This is a genomic window from Pseudomonas sp. GNP013, from assembly GCF_054343995.1.
The window spans coordinates 2,317,389-2,333,267 of the sequence record NZ_JBTGUT010000001.1 but is presented as its reverse complement, the minus strand read 5'-3'; the positions used below and the strand labels follow the sequence as shown (position 1 = coordinate 2,333,267).

Here is a 15,879-nt window from a genome sequence, read left to right as displayed (position 1 = left end):
GCGAGATCTAGCTTGATCAAAGAAAAGCATGACGTAAATAACGCAGTCAGCACTAGAAACCGGCAGAGCGTTTCATCCGTGCGCCTGGAATAGTTTCCACTTTTGCTCCTTGGTGGAGGTGCCCTCGTTCCCGAGGGCACCCTTTTTAGACAGCCACTCTTTTTGAGCGGTTCTTGGCCGCTTTATTCTGGCGTTGCGTTTCCCAAGACTATTTCGTCTGGAGCACTCACGATTTTAGCCCCATCGACTTTCCTGACAGCGTCGCCGCGACATCGAGCATCATTTCGCGCCAACGCCGAGGGCCGGCTTGAAGCTTGATGTCCGAAATTTACAATACCGTCACCAACCGCACGCCGATACTCGACCTCGATAGCGTGGGAGCAGTCGATACCTCCTTCAGTCGAGAATAATAATGTCCACTACCACAAACATAGACTTCATCTACTTGTCCGAGCGCGTATCGCTTCGATCGTTTCTGATTTGACCCAAACCTCATGCCACTGTAGGAGCGAGGTTGCTCGCTCCTACGCAGATTAGCGGAGCGAAGCTATGCACTCAGCCAGCAGTTTCTTCACCACTCGAGCAGGCCTGAACCTGCATGTCCTGCGCTCGGACTTTCTGCCGGCGGCGACCCTGCAAGCCATGCGCGACTGCAATGCGCAGGTGCGCACCGCCGAAGTCGCGGACGCCAGCCATTATGTGCACGACGACCAGGGCGCGGGCCTCAACCGCCTGGTCATCGAGTTTCTTCACAGACTCGCGATTTCCGGTCGATGAACCCGCGGGCACGCCTGATTGTATTGCTCTCATCATTGACGGCCTTCGGGCCGTTTTCGATTGACACTTACCTGCCCAGCTTCCCGCAAATCGCCGAGGACCTGTCGACCAGCACTGCGCAGGTGCAACACACCATCAGCGCGTTTCTCGCCGGGCTGTGCCTGGGCATGTTGTGCTACGGCCCGTTGTCCGACCGCTATGGCCGACGCCCTCTGCTGCTTGGCAGCCTGGTGCTGTACGCGGCAGCGACCCTGGGTTGCCTGTTTGCCGGCAGCGTCGAACAATTGATTGCCTGGCGCTTTTTCCAGGCGCTCGGTGGCGCGGGCGCGCTGGTACTGGCGCGCGCCGTTGCCAGGGACATGGTCGGCCTGGTGGAGGCCGCCAAAGTGCTGTCGTGGATGCACGTGTTGACGATGATGGCGACACTGGTCGCGCCGATGATCGGCACCTGGCTGGTGCTGATCCAGGGTTGGCGCACGATCTTCGCGACCTTGTTCATCCTGTCCAGCCTGTGCCTGTTGCTGGTTACCCTGACGCTTAAGGAAAGCCTGCCGATACAGGATCGCGGCGCGTCCGTGGCGGCGGCTTTCGCGGCCTACCTTGCCATTGCCCGCCAGCCCAGGGCGGTGGCACTGATCCTGTGCATGGCCTTGGGCTTTGGCGGCATGTTCGCCTTTATCACCGCTTCGCCTTTCGTGTACGTGGTGTATTTCGGTGCCTCGCCTCGGGTATTCAGCGCATTGTTCGCCTTGAACATCCTCGGCATCATCCTGGTGACCTTCATCAATGCGCGCTGGGTCGGCCGTTATGGGCCACAACGCATGCTCGGCGTGGGCGCGGTGCTGGTCAGCGGGGCAGGGCTGGGGCTGATGCTGGTCGGCTATACCGAATGGGGTGGACTGGCGAGTATCGTGTGTTGCATGGCGCTGTACATGGGTGTGACCGGGTTGATCGGCGCCAATTGCATGGCCAGCCTGATGACGCTGTTTCCACGCCGGGCCGGCGCGAGCGTGGCGTTGGGGATTTCGGTGCAATTTGCCACTGGCGCGCTGGCCAGTGTGTGGGTCAGCGAGTTGGCTGATGGCACCGCGTGGCCGATGTGCCTGGTGGTGGGGTGTTGCGGGTTGGGTAGTCTCGTCGCTTATGCGGTGAGCCGTCGCCTGCCTGCTCGGGCGGTCGCAATGCAAGCTTGAGTCCGGTGGCAGTTGAGTTGTCAGCCCTGACCAAGAATTCGGCAATACTGGACATGCCAGCCAGGCAAATCCGCTACACACTGTAGGCGTGATAGGCCCTGATAATAAAAAGGTAGTCTGGTATGTCGTTGTCTCTGGAAAACCCTTCTTCGTACTACACCATGACCCGTAAATACGATCTGTATTATCGGGATCTCGAAGGGGATATCGAGGCAGAGGTTGTGATTATCAGGGGCGGTTTTTCGGGTATCAACACGGCGCTGGAGCTGGCCGAGCGGGGTATCACCAACGTGGTGATGCTGGAAGCCAATTACTTGGGCTTCGGCGGTTCGGGGCGCAACGGCGGCCACGAGATGGCGGGCATCGGCCATGATCTGGAGAATATCGAAAAGGACGTCGGCCCCGAGGGGCTCAAGGCAATCTTCGAGATCAGCGACCTGGGTGCAAGCCTGATCAAGCAACACATCGCGCGGTATGACATCCAGGCAGATTTTCGGCACGGTTATGGTTACCTGGGCTTCAATAAGCGCCAGGGGAAGCTGTTGCAGTCCTGGGCCAAGGGTTTCCAGAGCCTGAATCCGGATCAAGAAATCACTTACCTGGAAGGTTACGAAGTGCGCAGCATCGTCGGGTCCGATATCTACACCTGCGCGCTCAAGCATATGGGCAATGGGCATATCCATTCGCTGAACCTGCTGCTGGGGCAGGCTCAGGCATTCACTGAAATCCATGGCAGCAGGATTTTCGAGCAGTCTCCTGTGCTTGAGGTGAACTATGGGACTCAAGTCCCCGCGCGAACCGCAAAAGGGTCGGTCAAGGCCGACAAACTGCTGTTTGCGTGCGGGGCCTTTCTCAACAAGATGGACCGCTCGCTCGACAACTCCACCATCAACGTCTACGCAATCAATACGGTCACCGAGCCGCTGACCAATGAAATGATCGAGCGCATCAGCCCGATCCGTGGCGCCTTCAGCGATATCACGCCGATCATTGATTATTACCGGATCACCGCGGATAACCGGCTGATGTACGGCACCGCCGGCATGCTGCTCGAGTATGTCCCGCTGGACCTGAAGGCGTGGAACCATAAAAAGATGCTGAGACTGTTTCCCTACCTTGCCACCACCAAAATCGATTTGGCCTGGGGCGGCCCGATGGATTGCTCGTTGAACCTCTTCCCGCAGGTCGGCACGTTGGATGAGCATCCGAATGTGTTCTATGTGCAGGGATATTCCGGGTTCGGGGTCACACCCAGCCAGGTGATCGCCAGAGTCATCGCCGACGGCCTGAGCGGTGGCTCGCCCGCCTGGGACGCGATGAGTTCAATTCCGCGCAAGCGTATTTTCGGCAAGGATCGTTTCAGGGCAGTGCTGTGCTCTCTGGGCAAGGTTTCTCGCCAACTCAATGCCTACCGTGTAGGCCGTCGTTAAGCAAACGTGGACTTCTGTTCATCAAGCCGGGATACCTCAATGAAAATTACAAAAAAAAATCCGATCGATAAAACTTCCGTTTACTTGTGTGCAGGGCTGGTCTCGGGGGCGGGCGCACTATTATTGAACGTGCTGCCGGTCCTGTTTGGAGCGTTTGCCGAGCGATTCGGGCTGGGCGAGCACCAACTGGGTAACCTCGCCATGGCGATGAACCTGGGATTCGGCGCGTTCGGGCTGGCGTCATTGCTGTGGATTCACCGGCTCAGCTGGCGGGTTATTTCGGCGTTGTCGTCGGCGCTGGTGGTGGGCGCGGTGTTGTTTGTTTTGCGCGAGCCTTCCTATGAAATGCTGCAGGTGATCATGGCCTTGGCGGGTGCCGGGACAGGCGCCTTGTATGCCCTGGCCATGACGATTTTCGGTGACAGCTCTCGGCCCGAACGTGCGTTTGGTTTCAAGCTGGGTATCGAGACGGTACCGGGCGCCTTCCTGCTCATCCTGTTGCCAGTGGCGGTGGCGCCGGTGTGGGGCTTTGAAGGCATGTTGATCACCATCGCCCTTGCCATGGTGGTGATGGGCATTCTGCCGCTGCCTTGGGTGCCGCGTCGCAGCGAGCGCCAATTGGATGCGTCCGATGCTGCTGTCCAGATTGCCAGTACTGAGAGTCGCGCCATCGTGTGGTTGAGTCTGGTGGCCAGCCTGGTGTTCCTGACCGGCATCATGTCGGTGTGGGCGTTTCTCGAACTGATGGGGAAAAAGACCGGACTGAGCTCCGATACCATCGGGATGGTGCTGGCGCTGGGCTTTTTGATCAATGCAGGCGGTGGTTTCATCGCGTCGGCAATCGGCCTGAAGGTGGGGCGCTTCATGCCGGTGGCGGTTATCATACTCGCGGAGTTGCTGGGCCTGGTGGCGCTGGCGCAGTTTTCCTCTCTGACGACCTATGTCGTAGGGGTCATTTGCTTCCTGTTTTCGATCAGCTTCGTGCTGGCTTACACCTTTGGCGTCATGGCCGAGTTCGACCTGTCGGGCAAGCTTGTCGCGTTGGGCGCACTGTGCCTGTCTCTCGGTGCGGCATTCGGGCCAGCTATCGGTGGGTTCCTGATCGAGGCGTTTGGCTACTCAGCGGTATTCGTGTTCTCTGGCGCCTGTTCGGTTGCGGTCCTGGCCATCTATGGTGCTGCGGTGTTGAGAGCTCGGTTGGCGTTCAATCGCGCCAGGGATTCAGACACCGCAGTCATGTCCAGACTGTGAAGCAGGCGACCACCTGTTATTCAGCGCGCACTGCGCTGCTGCGCTGAGCCTCGACGAACGCCGCCAGGCGTTCGCTGGCATCGGCATTCAGCTCTTTGTAAGACTCCCCGGTGGCCTGCGCCATGGTCTTGATCATGCGCTTGGGCGCCAGCCAGTAGTACAACGCCGCCGACTGGCCTTTGAGTCATGCGCTGAAGTTGGATTTCGCAGCGCGTGGTCGACACCACAGGCTATCGGGCCTGGTCTGCGAACTATATGGGCTGGCGCCCTTGCACAAAGTTTTGGCAACAGCAGGCAAACCACGGCCTTCCAGTTGATTTTTTTGCGAGTTGGCGCGTTCTGTGCTTAATCATTAAAAGTAAGATTTTTTTGTTACCTGAATCACGTGAAAAGCGCACTAATAGTGGGCGTGTCCCTGGGAGAATATGATGAATGGTCAAGCGTTGTCGGCATGGAACGAAAGTGTGAACGCGGCTTGCGGTCGTTTCGAAACGCGCTATGACCATTGCCAGAGCCTTTTCATCGGGGAAATGAAACAAACACTGATAGGCAGCACGGCTGTTGCTCACATCCGCAGCAATGCCCATGTGATTGCCATGGATAGTCGGTCAAGCGGGCGCGATTCAGTGGGCCGGTGTTTCCTTGTGTTACAACAGCAGGGTTCAATGGCCATTGAACTGGGGGACCGGGTGGTTGACCTGCGGGCGGGTGACCTTGCTTTGCTCGACTTTTCCGAGGGGGTAAAAATGATCCCCCAGGGGTTGTTTTCCCATGTGTCGATCCCTCTGCCGCGTGAGCTGTTCAAGGACCTGGAGCGCGCCCGCTTCGGCAAACTGTCGACTACGGGGGGTTGTGGTCAACTGCTTGGCACGCTGGTGCGTCAGGTCGCTGGAGGCGAGCTGGCTCAGTGGTCTTGCCCGCAGGATGGCGACGGCGTGCAACGAGCCTTGGTTGCCTTGCTTGAGTCGGTGATGGAGTACCGCGCCAGCGACCACTCGCCGGGGTGGCAGTTGCATGAAGTGCAATCGGTCATCCAGCAGCGGCTCGACTCACCGCGGCTGTCGCCGGCGTCGTTGTCCGAAGAACTTGGCATTTCCAGCCGCCAGCTCTACCGGCTGTTCGAGGCCAGTGGCGACAGTGTTTGCCGGTACATTATGCGTGAGCGGCTGTTGAAGGCGGCGCAGGATTTGCGCGACCCCGTTTGCTCGCATCGCTCGATCACCGAGATCGCCAGCTATTGGGGGTTTGCCGACTCGGCGCATTTTTCCAAGACGTTCAAAAAGCAGACGGGGCTGACACCGAGCACCTACAGAAGTCGCGGGCGCTGAGTCCGGGTTCAGCGAACCGTGCGGATATGACTGCTTTCGTGTCGCATCCGCGCGGCTTTTTGTTGTCCGCGATTTGAGCGCAACCTGACAATAATTTGCAAAATGCTGTCCAGCATGTCCAATCAATCGGCGCCCGACTGCATCAGAATTTCTGTGTACCAGCTTAGAAACCGGCCCACAGCGATCTGATCCATTCATTCATTGAAACGGGTGCTTCATGACCAAGAAAGTATCGTCTTCCCTTGTGCTTCTGGCTGCACTGGCCTGCGGCTTTCCACACGCGCAGGCGCAATCCTCCGAACCGTTGCAGAGCACCATTGAGAACAAGCTGAACGGTATTGCCGCCAGCCGGCCGAAGAAAGACGCCAGGACAGTTGTCGAGCAGGTCTACACCGAGCAGACCCAGATCACCGGCGAAGGGGTAGCGGAGCGTTATCAGGGCAAGGCGCAGCTTACCGGCCTGGTTCAGCACCTGATGGCGGGCTCCAGGAGCACCGTCATCCATCTCAACCGGTTGGTGCAACTCAACGATGAGTCGGCCTACACCTGGGTGACGTGGGACGTGACTCCGGCCGGCAACGAGGAGCAGTTGAGTACGGCGGGGCGATGCGTGTCTGCCGTACTCGTTCACAAATAATGTTGGATCTCTACCTATCAGGTAGATAGAGATCTGCTTTTGATCTGCCCTCAAGTTCCTTCGTGTCAGTAGCGGATGATCACCGATTTCAGCTCGGTATAATCGTCGATAAACGCACTGCCGAACTCACGCCCGACACCCGACGCTTTCATCCCGCCAAACGGCACGCTGGGGTCGACGAAGGTGTGCATGTTGACCCACACCGTGCCCGCTTCGATTCGCGGGATCAGACGCAAGGCCTTGGACAGGTCGTTGGTCCAGATGCTGGCGGTAAGGCCGAACGGGCTGTCGTTCATTAGCTCGACCAGTTCTTCTTCATCGTCGAACCCCAGCACGCACACCACCGGGCCGAAGGTTTCTTCGTGCAGCAGTGGGTCGTCCTTGCCGGTGGCCACGATCAGCGTCGGTTCCACGTAGTAACCGGCGCGGTCCACTGCACGTGCGCCGCACACCACCTGGTTGCCCTGCAGGGCGCGGTCGAAAAAGCCGAGGATTTTGTCGAAGTGCGGCTTGTTCGACAGCGGGCCGAACTGGGCGTGTTCGTCCAGGGGCGAACCGATGACCATCTGCGACAGCATCGCGGCCATCTTCTGCGTCACTTGCTCGACGAGGGAGCAGTGCACGAACAAGCGCTCCGGTGAGGCGCACACTTGACCCTGATGCACATAGGCCGACTGCACGAAGCGCGCCACGGCGTCATCGACATTGGCATCGGCCAGTAGTGCCGCCGCGTTCTTGCCGCCCAGTTCCAGAGTGACGCGGGTCAGGTCGGCGGCCATGGCGGCCTTGCCCACGGCAATGCCGGTGGGCACCGAGCCGGTGAACGACACCTTGCGCACCTGCGGGTGTGCGATCAACTGCTGACCGACCTGGCCACGGCCGTTGACCACGTTGATCACGCCCGCCGGAATCCCGACCTCAATCGCCAGTTCTGCCAGGCGTAGCAGAGACAGCGGCGTGTATTCGCTGGGTTTGAGCACGACGGTGCAGCCGGTAGTCAGCGCGGCGCCGAGCTTCCATACGCCGATCATCAACGAGAAGTTCCACGGCACGATGGCCGCCACCACGCCCACCGGTTCGCGCAGGGTGTAGGCGCTGTACTGCTCGCCGTCCATGGCCGGAAACGACGGGGTCATTGTCTGGCCGCCGATCTTGCTCGCCCAGCCGGCGAAGTAGCGCAGGAACACCGCGCTCTGGCCCACTTCGATATGCCGCGACAGGTTGATCGATTTGCCGGAACTCAGGGTTTCCAATTGCGCCAGTTCTTCGCCGTTGGCTTCTATCAGATCTGCCAGGCGGTTGAGCAGGACGCCGCGCTGGTAAGGCGTGACCTGTGCCCAAGCGCCCTTGAAGGCGGTAGCCGCGCTGTCGACGGCCAGGTTCACATCTTCGGCCTGCGCATCACGCAACTGCGCAACGGTCTCGCCGGTGCCGGGGTCGATCACGCCGATGCGCTGCGCTGACGCGCTGGTGTGCACGGCGCCATCGATGAAGTTGGAATGATCGCGACCCAGGAAAGCAACGACTGAGGGCAATAAGGCAATGTGCATGGCGGGGCTCCAGTGAAAGGTTCGTCGCGCCCGTTGGGCGCTCGAAAGACCTCTGCATTAAAAGCCGATACGCGCCTGGCTGCTTGTTCAAGCCTGCCAGGAAGTTGACTATGCGCGACAGGCTATGTCGCGGCTGGCCTAGGGCTCGCCGAGGTTGTCGAACACCGTTTCGAGCAGGCGGCTCAGGCGCTGGATCTGCGCTTCAGTCATGCCGGTGAAGCTGCGTTTGAATACATCGCGGGTCGCCACCTGGATGCGTTCGATCGCCGCGCGGCCCTCAGGGGTGATTCGCACCTGGGTGACGCGGCCGTCGTCCTCGCAGGGCGCGGTATCGACCAGGCCATCTTCCTTCATGCGATAGACCGTCTTGGTGATGGTAGACAGCTTGGCGATCGCGTGGGTGGAAATCTCAGAAATGCTCGACTGGCCGTTCTCCTTGAGGATCAGCAGCACGCGCCAGCGCGGGATATCCAGGCCGATTTTCTTCAACGCCTTTTCCATGTACTGGCTGTAGCGGCCATGCACCATGGCCAGCCAGTAGAACGGAAAGTCTTCCTTGTGAAAGTTTTCGCTGCCGGGGTCGTAGCGGTTTGCGGTTTTTTTTACAGAAGTCATGGCGTGCTCATGTCAGAGGAGGCGAGTAATCATAGACTTTTCTCGTGAATTGGGCACGGTTATTGAGCCGTGCGGTCTGGGTCGACAATTATAAATATAATTGACAATTCACGTAATATTCGGTGAGTGTGAAAAAAAGGAAAGGGCGCATCGGGCGTCCGTATTCCGTAATTCGTACTGAAGGTGACGTGACATGACCCTGGTGATTGAACAGCTTTCCCTTGGCGGCGATGGTCCGACCGTGATGGTCAAGGACACTATCGATATCGCCGGCCTGCCAACGCGTGCGTCGAGCCAGGCCCTGGCGGATGCCGCGCCGGCCACCGCCCACGCCGATGTGGTGCAGGCCTTGCTGGACAAGGGCTGTCGCCTGGCGGCGAAAACCAGTCTGCACGAGCTGGCGTTCGGCACCACGGGCATCAATCACTGGGCCGGCACCGCGCCGAACCCGCGTTTTCCGGGGCGTATTCCAGGCGGTTCCTCCAGCGGCTCGGCAGCTGCCGTGGCTGCGGGGCTGGCGGATTTCTCCCTGGGTACGGATACCGGCGGTTCGGTGCGCATCCCCGCGTGTTGCTGTGGTGTGTTCGGTTTTAAGCCGACGTTCGGACGGGTCAGCCGCCGTGGCGTGATGCCGACGCACAGCAGCCTCGACTGTGTCGGCCCGTTTGCCGCGAGCCTGCCGATGCTGGTCACGGCCATGCAGGCGATCGACACGACCTTCAAGCCCGTGCCGACACCCGCCGCGCCGCGCCTGGGGATTGTGACGGTGCAGGCCAGCAAGGAAGTACAGCGCGTGATCGACGCTGCCATCGCCGGCAGCCAATTGCCCAATGAACCCCTCACGCTGCCCAGCCTCAAGGCGGCCTATGACGCCGGCATGGTGGTGATCAACCGCGAGACCTTCGATGCCTGCGGACATTTGCTGGACACCGGCAAGGTCGGCGCCGACATCGCCGCGCGCCTGGCGGCCGCCGACAACACCACGGCCACTGCGCTGGCCGAGGCCGAGCAGGTGCGCCTGCGCTTCACCGCCGAAGTCGATGCGGCGCTGCAACAGGTCGACGTGCTGGTGCTGCCAACCATGCCGGACTTCCCCTTGACCCTGGCCGAGGCGACCGACACCCAGGCGGTGCTGGGCATGACCGCCTTCGTCCGCCCGTTCAACCTGTCGGGGCATCCGGCGCTGAGCATCCCGCTAGCCAGTGCCGAGGGCCTGCCGGTTGGCCTGCAACTGGTGGCCGCCAAGGGCGCGGATGAGCAACTGCTGGCCATCGCCGGTCGCCTGCTTGAAAGCCTGTACGCTGGGCATGGTGGCTGAAATGAGCACAAGCATTCCCCGCGCAGACTTGGAACAACGCCTGCGTCGCTTTGAGATCCAGGACAGCGTCCGCGCCTGCATGAACCGCTACATGGTGTTGTGTGACGCCCTCGACGCACACACGCCGCTCGACGAACTGGCCGGCTTGTTCACCGAAGATGCGGTGTGGGAGGGCAAGGGCGCCAAGTACGTCCAGAGCTTCGGCGGCTATCGCGGGCGCGCAGCCATTGCCGCGATGTTCGCCGGCTACATGAAAACCCCGGCGCACTTTGCCCTCAACGTGCACTTCCTCGCCAGCGAGCTTATCGAGGCGCGGGACGCCGCCGTGGTCGGCAGTTGGGTGATGTTGCAGACGTCCACCTTCGCCAGCGGCGCCTCCCACCTCAACGCCGCGCGTCTGAGCGTGCGCTTTGCCGAGGAAGACGGGCAGTGGCGCATGGCGCATTTCCAGACCGAAAACCTGTTCAGCCGCCCGGTACAGGCGTGTAGCAGCGACGCCGAGCTGCCGGTGCCCAAGCCTGCCGCACAGGTGAGCGATAGCGCTCACGAATAACCCCTGACTTTCATATTCCGCGACTGCCGATAACGGCGGGCGCGCTGTGCGCGTGGCGCCTGGAGATTGCTTTGAAACTGTTCGAACTGTTGACCTTCACCTTGCGTGTACGCACCGTGCCGCAAGCCTTGCCACGCCTGGAGCAGAGTTTGCGCGAGGCGGGCGAGGGCGTGCATTTGATGGGCTGCTGGGTATCGGAAATCGGCTCGCAGAATCTTATCGCGGTGCTGCGCGGGTTCGACGATGGCGGCTGTCGTGAACGCGAACGCGAGCGCTATCTGCTGGCGTCCGATGGCTTTGCGATCGGCGAATTTCTGCTTGAACAGCAAGTGGATGATTACAGCGCCTTCGATTTTGTCGAACCGCTGCCTCCCGGGACTCATGGCCCGTTCTATGAATTGCGCGAATACAACCTCGTGCCCAGCGGGCTGGCACCGACGTTGCGTGGTTGGGTCAAGGCCGTGGAGCGGCGCACCGGACCGGACTATTCCCAGGTGTATGCCGCGTTCTATGCCACCAGCGGGCAGATTCCGCGCTACTTGCACATCTGGCCCTACAGCTCGCTGGAACAGCGCCTTGAAGTGCGCACTCGCGCCGTGGCCGAAGGCGCCTGGCCGCCGGAAAATTCCGCGCCGCAACTGTTGCAGATGCACTCCACGGTCTATCTGCCGGCGCCGTTCTCGCCGCTGCGCTGAAAAAATTGCACAGAGCACCCCCTGTAGGAGCGAGCTTGCTAGCGAAGAACTCTCAGACACCGCGTTTATCCAGGTGGTACACGTCATCGTTGAGGTTTTTAGCGGGCAAGCTCGCTCCTAAATTTTTATATTTTTTAAAAAAAATTTTTAATTTATTAACGATAATTCCATTTAAAACAATGAGTAATACTTATTTCATCCAATATTTACGCAAAATATTACGTGATTAGTATTGTTTTTAAGCGTGATAAATCAATTGACAATTCACGTAACCAAGCTCAAATTCACCCCAACGGCACCCACAAAAACAAAGGTAACCACTATGCCGATCCATCGCCCTCGTTACGCCCCGCGTCCCCGCTCGACGCTGAATTCCCGCCCAGCCCAATACCGTTCCTGAAAACGGAGTCAATCTATGCATTCGCTTAAAAAACCAGCGGTTGATACGGTGAGCTCGCTTGCCAGTGGCCCCGCCTTCGAAGCCTTGCTGGTCGATGTGCGTGAACGTGCCCGAGCCGGCGAGTTCGACTGCCAGCGCCACATTTCCCAGGACGTGATCGAGGCCTTCAAGCAGCACGGCGTTTACCGGGCACTGGTGCCCAAGCGCTTTGGTGGCCTGGAGTGTTCGCCGGCCGAGTTCTGCCAGGTGATCGAGCGTATTGCCCAGGCCGATGGTTCCGCCGGTTGGGTTGCCAGCTTCGGCATGAGCCCGGTGTACCTCGCGGCGCTGCCGCTGGAGAGCATCGCCAAGGTGTATGCCAACGGTCCGGACGTGGTGTTCGCCGGTGGCATCTTCCCGCCGCAACCGGCGGAAGTGGTCGAAGGCGGTTTTGTGGTCAATGGTCGTTGGAAATATTCCAGCGGCTCCCTGGGCTCCGACATTGTCGGCGTCGGCATCGCCCCGAAAAACGGCGACACTTTCGGCCTGCCACGCATTGCGGTAATGCCGCGCAGCGCGATCCGCATCGACGAAACCTGGGACACCGTCGGCCTGCTCGGTACCGGTAGCCATGACCTGGTCGCCGAACATGTGCGGGTCTGCGAAGAGTGGACGTTCGTGCGTGGCGGCTTGCCGAATCTGGACGAGCCGTTCTTCCGCTACCCATCGCTGTCATTCGCCACCCAGGTGCTCTCGGTGGTCAGCTTGGGCGTTGCCCGTGCGGCACTCGATGCCCTGGCCGACATGGCCAGTGGGCGTGTCTCGGTCACTGGCGCCCCGGCGATTGCCGATCGGCCCCTGGCCCAGGTCGACATTGCCCGTGCCGAAGCCGAGTTGCGTGCCGCACGGGCGTTTTTCTACGAATCCATCGACCGCGCCTGGGACTACGTCCTGGCCGGCGACGCGGTACCCGTGACCGCGACTAACCTGCTGCGGCTGTCGTCGACCCATGCCACCCGCGTCGCCGCCGATGTGGCGCGTACCGCGCAAATGCTCTCGGGCATGAGCGGCGTGTACAACGACAGCCCGCTGGCCCGCTGCGTCAACGACGCCCAAGTGGTGACCCAGCACGCCTTCATGGGCGACATCACCTATCAAAACGCCGGAGCCATGTTCTTCGGCAAACAGCCTTTGCCTGGCTACCTCTAACCGTCGAGGAAATAAAATGAGCGATAAAAAGACCTTGCGCGTGCTGTTCTGCATGGGCATCAACCAGAATTTTTTCGATGCCGCGCGCGACGAGCAATTGCAGGTGTGGGCAGCGTTCAGTGCAATGTGGAACGGCATTCACGACCTCGCCGGCGTCAAGGTGCTGGGCAACATGGATGACGACCAGAGCATGGTCGGGCCTTCCGATGGCTTCCCCTGGACCACCTACCTGCTGGCCGACGTGCCGGACATCGATACCGTGCATGCCGCCTGCAACCTGTTTCGCACAACACCCGTGGGAGATGGCCCGTACAAGCTGTGGCGCTACACCAAGATCGAAGCCCGGGTTGGGCGCGAGCTGATCATTCAGCGTACTTGATGCCGACGAGGACACTACCATGAGCAAGCTGATTCCCGCAGTAAACCTTGACGTCGACCCCGCCGACCTGGTGCAGGCCGACCGCGTCCACACCTTGATGTACACCGACGCGCAACTGTTCGACGCCGAGCTGGAGAAGATTTTCTACAGCACCTGGATCTGGGTTGCCCACGCAAGCGAGATCCCCGACAACGGCAGCTACAAGACCACCTATATCGGCAAGCAGCCGGTGATCGTGGTGCGGGACCGCAAGAAAGACGTGCACGTGCTGCTCAACCGCTGCCGTCACCGTGGCGCCACCGTATGCGAACACAAGAAAGGCAAGACCAACAGCTTCGTCTGCCCGTACCACGGCTGGGGCTACGCGCTCGATGGCTCGCTGCGCGGTATTCCGCACCCGGAAAGCTACGGCGATTGCATCGACAAGGCCGAGCTGCCGCTGGTCAGCCTGCGCACCGAAAGCTATGCCGGCATGATCTTCGCCACGTTCAAGGACGACATCGAGCCGCTGGAGGACTACCTCGGCGCGGCGAAAAAATGGATGGACCTGTTCATGAAACAGGGCGCCGGCTATGGCATCAAGGTTCCGGGCGAACACCGCTTCCGTTTCCCCGGCAACTGGAAGATCCAGCTGGAAAACACCACCGACGCCTACCACTTCCCGTTGGTGCACAAGAGCTTTCTGTCGTCGGTGGACGAGCAGACCCTGGCGCTGTTCGACTTCGTCAAGGGCCCCGGCTACGTCGAGGACCTGGGCAACGGCCACAGCGTGATGGTGATGATTCCCGACCTGATCGACCTCGAAGCCGACCTGGACAAACCGATCCCCGAGCGCTTCGAAGGCCTCGCGGCCGAGCTGCGTGACGGAGGTATCGAAGAGCAACAGGTGCGCCGGATCGTGCGTGCGGTCGGCGGCACCGGCTTCAACCTCAACCTGTTCCCCAATGTCGCTTGCTCGATGGCGTTCTTCCGGGTGCTGCAACCGATCTCGGTGACCGAGACCGAAATCCACCACTCGGTGATCACCATGGACGGCGGCCCGGCCGTGGCCAACCGTTATCGCCTGCGTCTGCATGAGCACTTCCAGGGCCCGATGGGCTTCGGCACCCCGGACGATTCCGAGGCCTGGGAACGGGTCCAGAAGGGCGCCAGCGCCGGTGAACGCCTGTGGATCATGCTCAACCGCGGCTTGCCCGGCGAGCAGGCCAGTGCAGACGGGCTGGTATCCGATGTGAGTGCCGAAACCGGCATGCGCGCGGCCTATCAGCAGTGGAAAAAGATGATGTCGGCCTGACCCGTGGAGAACCTTATGAACCTGCAATTACTGCACGAAGTGACCGCTTTCATCTGGCAGGAAGGCGACATGCTCGACCACGGGGAATACGACGGCTGGTTGAAGATGTGGACCGAGAAGGGCACCTACATCATACCCATCGATCCTCTGGAAACCGACTTCGAGAACACCCTCAACTACGCCTACGACGACCATCATATGCGTGAGCTGCGGGTGCAACGCCTGACCGGCGGCGAATCGATTTCCACCAGCCCGCAACCGCGCACGGTGCGCATGCAGTCGCGGTTTCGGGTGTTGGCCGATGACGGCGTGCAGGTGACGGTGCGCTGCGCGCAGAACATCCGTGAGTTCCGCAAGGAAAGCCTGAAGTTCTACAGCGCCGACCTCACCTACCAACTGATCCGCAGCGAGGGTGGTTTCAAGATCCAGCGCAAAGTGGTCAGCCTGATCAACAGTGACGATGCCCTTGCCGGTATCGGCTACATCCTTTAAGGAGCGCCGAAATGAGCCAGATCGCATTGGTGACGGGCGCGGGTCAGGGCCTGGGGCAGCATTTCTGCGCGAGCCTGCTGCGGGCCGGGTACTCGGTGGTCATTACCGACCTCAACCTTGACGCCGCGCAAGCCTGCGCCAAACAGTTGGATCCCGCCGGCGAGCACACGCTTGCGCTGCAACTGGACGCCGGCAGCAAGGCCGATTTCGAAGCGGGCCTGGAGCAGGTGCTGGCGCGTTTCGGCGCGCTGCACGTGGTGGTCAATAACGCGGCCGTCACTAAGACCACGCCGCTGATGCAGATCAGCCCCGAGGAATTCGACGCCGTGGTCGGCCTGAACCTGCGCAGTGTGTTCCTTGGCTGCCAGGTGCTGGGCGCGCACATGGCCGAAACCGGCTATGGACGCATCATCAACATGGCCTCCCTGGCCGGGCAAAACGGCGGCACCGCGACCGGCGCGCATTATGCCGCGAGCAAGGGCGGCATCGTGACGCTGACCAAGATCTTCGCCAAGGAATTTGCCGCGCGCGGGGTGACGGTCAACGCGATTGCCCCAGGCCCTATCGAATCGGCGGCGGTGCGCGCGGCGATTCCGGCCGAACGCTTGCCGGGCCTGATGGCCAATATTCCGGTGCAGCGCCTGGGCGATGCGGATTTTCTCGGTGACTTGATTGTGCAGTTGGCACGCCCCGAGGCGTATTTCGCTACCGGAGCCACTTGGGATGTGAATGGCGGCCTGTTCATGCGCTGACTGATACCGGCCGCTACGGCGGCCTTT

At 60.5% G+C, this 15,879-nt stretch carries 15 protein-coding genes and 1 pseudogene; 14 read left to right on the top strand and 2 right to left on the bottom strand.

The annotated features are described in order from the left end of the window. Positions 1–606: 606 nt before the first annotated feature. The 6 genes and pseudogenes from ACXX81_RS10420 to ACXX81_RS10395 form a co-directional block, all read left to right on the top strand. Positions 607–777: pseudogene (locus tag ACXX81_RS10420) on the top strand (alpha/beta fold hydrolase); the annotation flags it as partial. After that, positions 774–1,970: a multidrug effflux MFS transporter gene (locus tag ACXX81_RS10415; RefSeq protein ID WP_065892724.1), complete on the top strand. Its 1,197-nt coding sequence runs from the start codon at positions 774–776 to the stop codon at positions 1,968–1,970. The pseudogene ACXX81_RS10420 and the gene ACXX81_RS10415, both read left to right, overlap by 4 nt. Positions 1,971–2,092: 122 nt before the next feature. Beyond that, a complete protein-coding gene (locus ACXX81_RS10410) occupies positions 2,093–3,400 on the top strand; it encodes an NAD(P)/FAD-dependent oxidoreductase (protein WP_458571625.1) in 1,308 nt (435 codons plus the stop codon). 6 nt (positions 3,401–3,406) lie between these two features. Next, the gene (locus ACXX81_RS10405) at positions 3,407–4,651 is read left to right on the top strand and encodes an MFS transporter (protein WP_240998955.1); all 1,245 of its coding nucleotides are present in this window, start codon (positions 3,407–3,409) and stop codon (positions 4,649–4,651) included. Between the two features lie 428 nt (positions 4,652–5,079). Further along, positions 5,080–5,979 (top strand): transcriptional regulator FeaR, encoded by a 900-nt coding sequence (feaR, locus tag ACXX81_RS10400; RefSeq protein ID WP_065892727.1) that lies wholly within the window; start codon positions 5,080–5,082, stop codon positions 5,977–5,979. A 217-nt stretch (positions 5,980–6,196) separates the two neighbouring features. Beyond that, the gene (locus tag ACXX81_RS10395; RefSeq protein ID WP_015372115.1) at positions 6,197–6,616 is read left to right on the top strand and encodes a hypothetical protein; all 420 of its coding nucleotides are present in this window, start codon (positions 6,197–6,199) and stop codon (positions 6,614–6,616) included. A 65-nt stretch (positions 6,617–6,681) separates the two neighbouring features. Here ACXX81_RS10395 and ACXX81_RS10390 read toward each other — a convergent pair whose 3' ends face one another. Next, positions 6,682–8,166 carry an aldehyde dehydrogenase family protein gene (locus tag ACXX81_RS10390; protein WP_015372114.1) on the bottom strand — a complete coding sequence of 495 codons (1,485 nt, stop codon included), beginning with the start codon at positions 8,164–8,166 and terminating at the stop codon, positions 6,682–6,684. 138 nt (positions 8,167–8,304) lie between these two features. After that, the gene (locus ACXX81_RS10385; RefSeq protein ID WP_015372113.1) at positions 8,305–8,781 is read right to left on the bottom strand and encodes a MarR family winged helix-turn-helix transcriptional regulator; all 477 of its coding nucleotides are present in this window, start codon (positions 8,779–8,781) and stop codon (positions 8,305–8,307) included. 193 nt (positions 8,782–8,974) lie between these two features. On the opposite strand from ACXX81_RS10385, the gene ACXX81_RS10380 reads away from it, so the two are divergent. From ACXX81_RS10380 to ACXX81_RS10345, 8 genes are all read left to right on the top strand, one after another. After that, positions 8,975–10,099 (top strand): amidase, encoded by a 1,125-nt coding sequence (locus tag ACXX81_RS10380; RefSeq protein WP_065892728.1) that lies wholly within the window; start codon positions 8,975–8,977, stop codon positions 10,097–10,099. 1 nt (position 10,100) lies between these two features. After that, the gene (locus ACXX81_RS10375; protein ID WP_458571624.1) at positions 10,101–10,652 is read left to right on the top strand and encodes a nuclear transport factor 2 family protein; all 552 of its coding nucleotides are present in this window, start codon (positions 10,101–10,103) and stop codon (positions 10,650–10,652) included. A gap of 71 nt (positions 10,653–10,723) precedes the next feature. Beyond that, the gene (locus ACXX81_RS10370) at positions 10,724–11,347 is read left to right on the top strand and encodes an NIPSNAP family protein (protein WP_458571623.1); all 624 of its coding nucleotides are present in this window, start codon (positions 10,724–10,726) and stop codon (positions 11,345–11,347) included. A 415-nt stretch (positions 11,348–11,762) separates the two neighbouring features. Then, positions 11,763–12,935, top strand: coding sequence for an indole-3-acetate monooxygenase (iacA, locus tag ACXX81_RS10365; RefSeq protein WP_015372109.1), 1,173 nt, complete (start codon positions 11,763–11,765; stop codon positions 12,933–12,935). Between the two features lie 16 nt (positions 12,936–12,951). Continuing rightward, positions 12,952–13,314: a hypothetical protein gene (locus ACXX81_RS10360; RefSeq protein WP_015372108.1), complete on the top strand. Its 363-nt coding sequence runs from the start codon at positions 12,952–12,954 to the stop codon at positions 13,312–13,314. Positions 13,315–13,333: 19 nt separating this feature from the next. Then, positions 13,334–14,608, top strand: coding sequence for an aromatic ring-hydroxylating oxygenase subunit alpha (locus ACXX81_RS10355; RefSeq protein ID WP_458571622.1), 1,275 nt, complete (start codon positions 13,334–13,336; stop codon positions 14,606–14,608). 15 nt (positions 14,609–14,623) lie between these two features. Further along, on the top strand, positions 14,624–15,100 hold the full coding sequence (locus ACXX81_RS10350) for an aromatic-ring-hydroxylating dioxygenase subunit beta (protein WP_015372106.1): 477 nt from the start codon (positions 14,624–14,626) through the stop codon (positions 15,098–15,100). Positions 15,101–15,111: 11 nt separating this feature from the next. Further along, positions 15,112–15,852, top strand: coding sequence for an SDR family NAD(P)-dependent oxidoreductase (locus ACXX81_RS10345; protein WP_015372105.1), 741 nt, complete (start codon positions 15,112–15,114; stop codon positions 15,850–15,852). Positions 15,853–15,879: the final 27 nt, after the last annotated feature.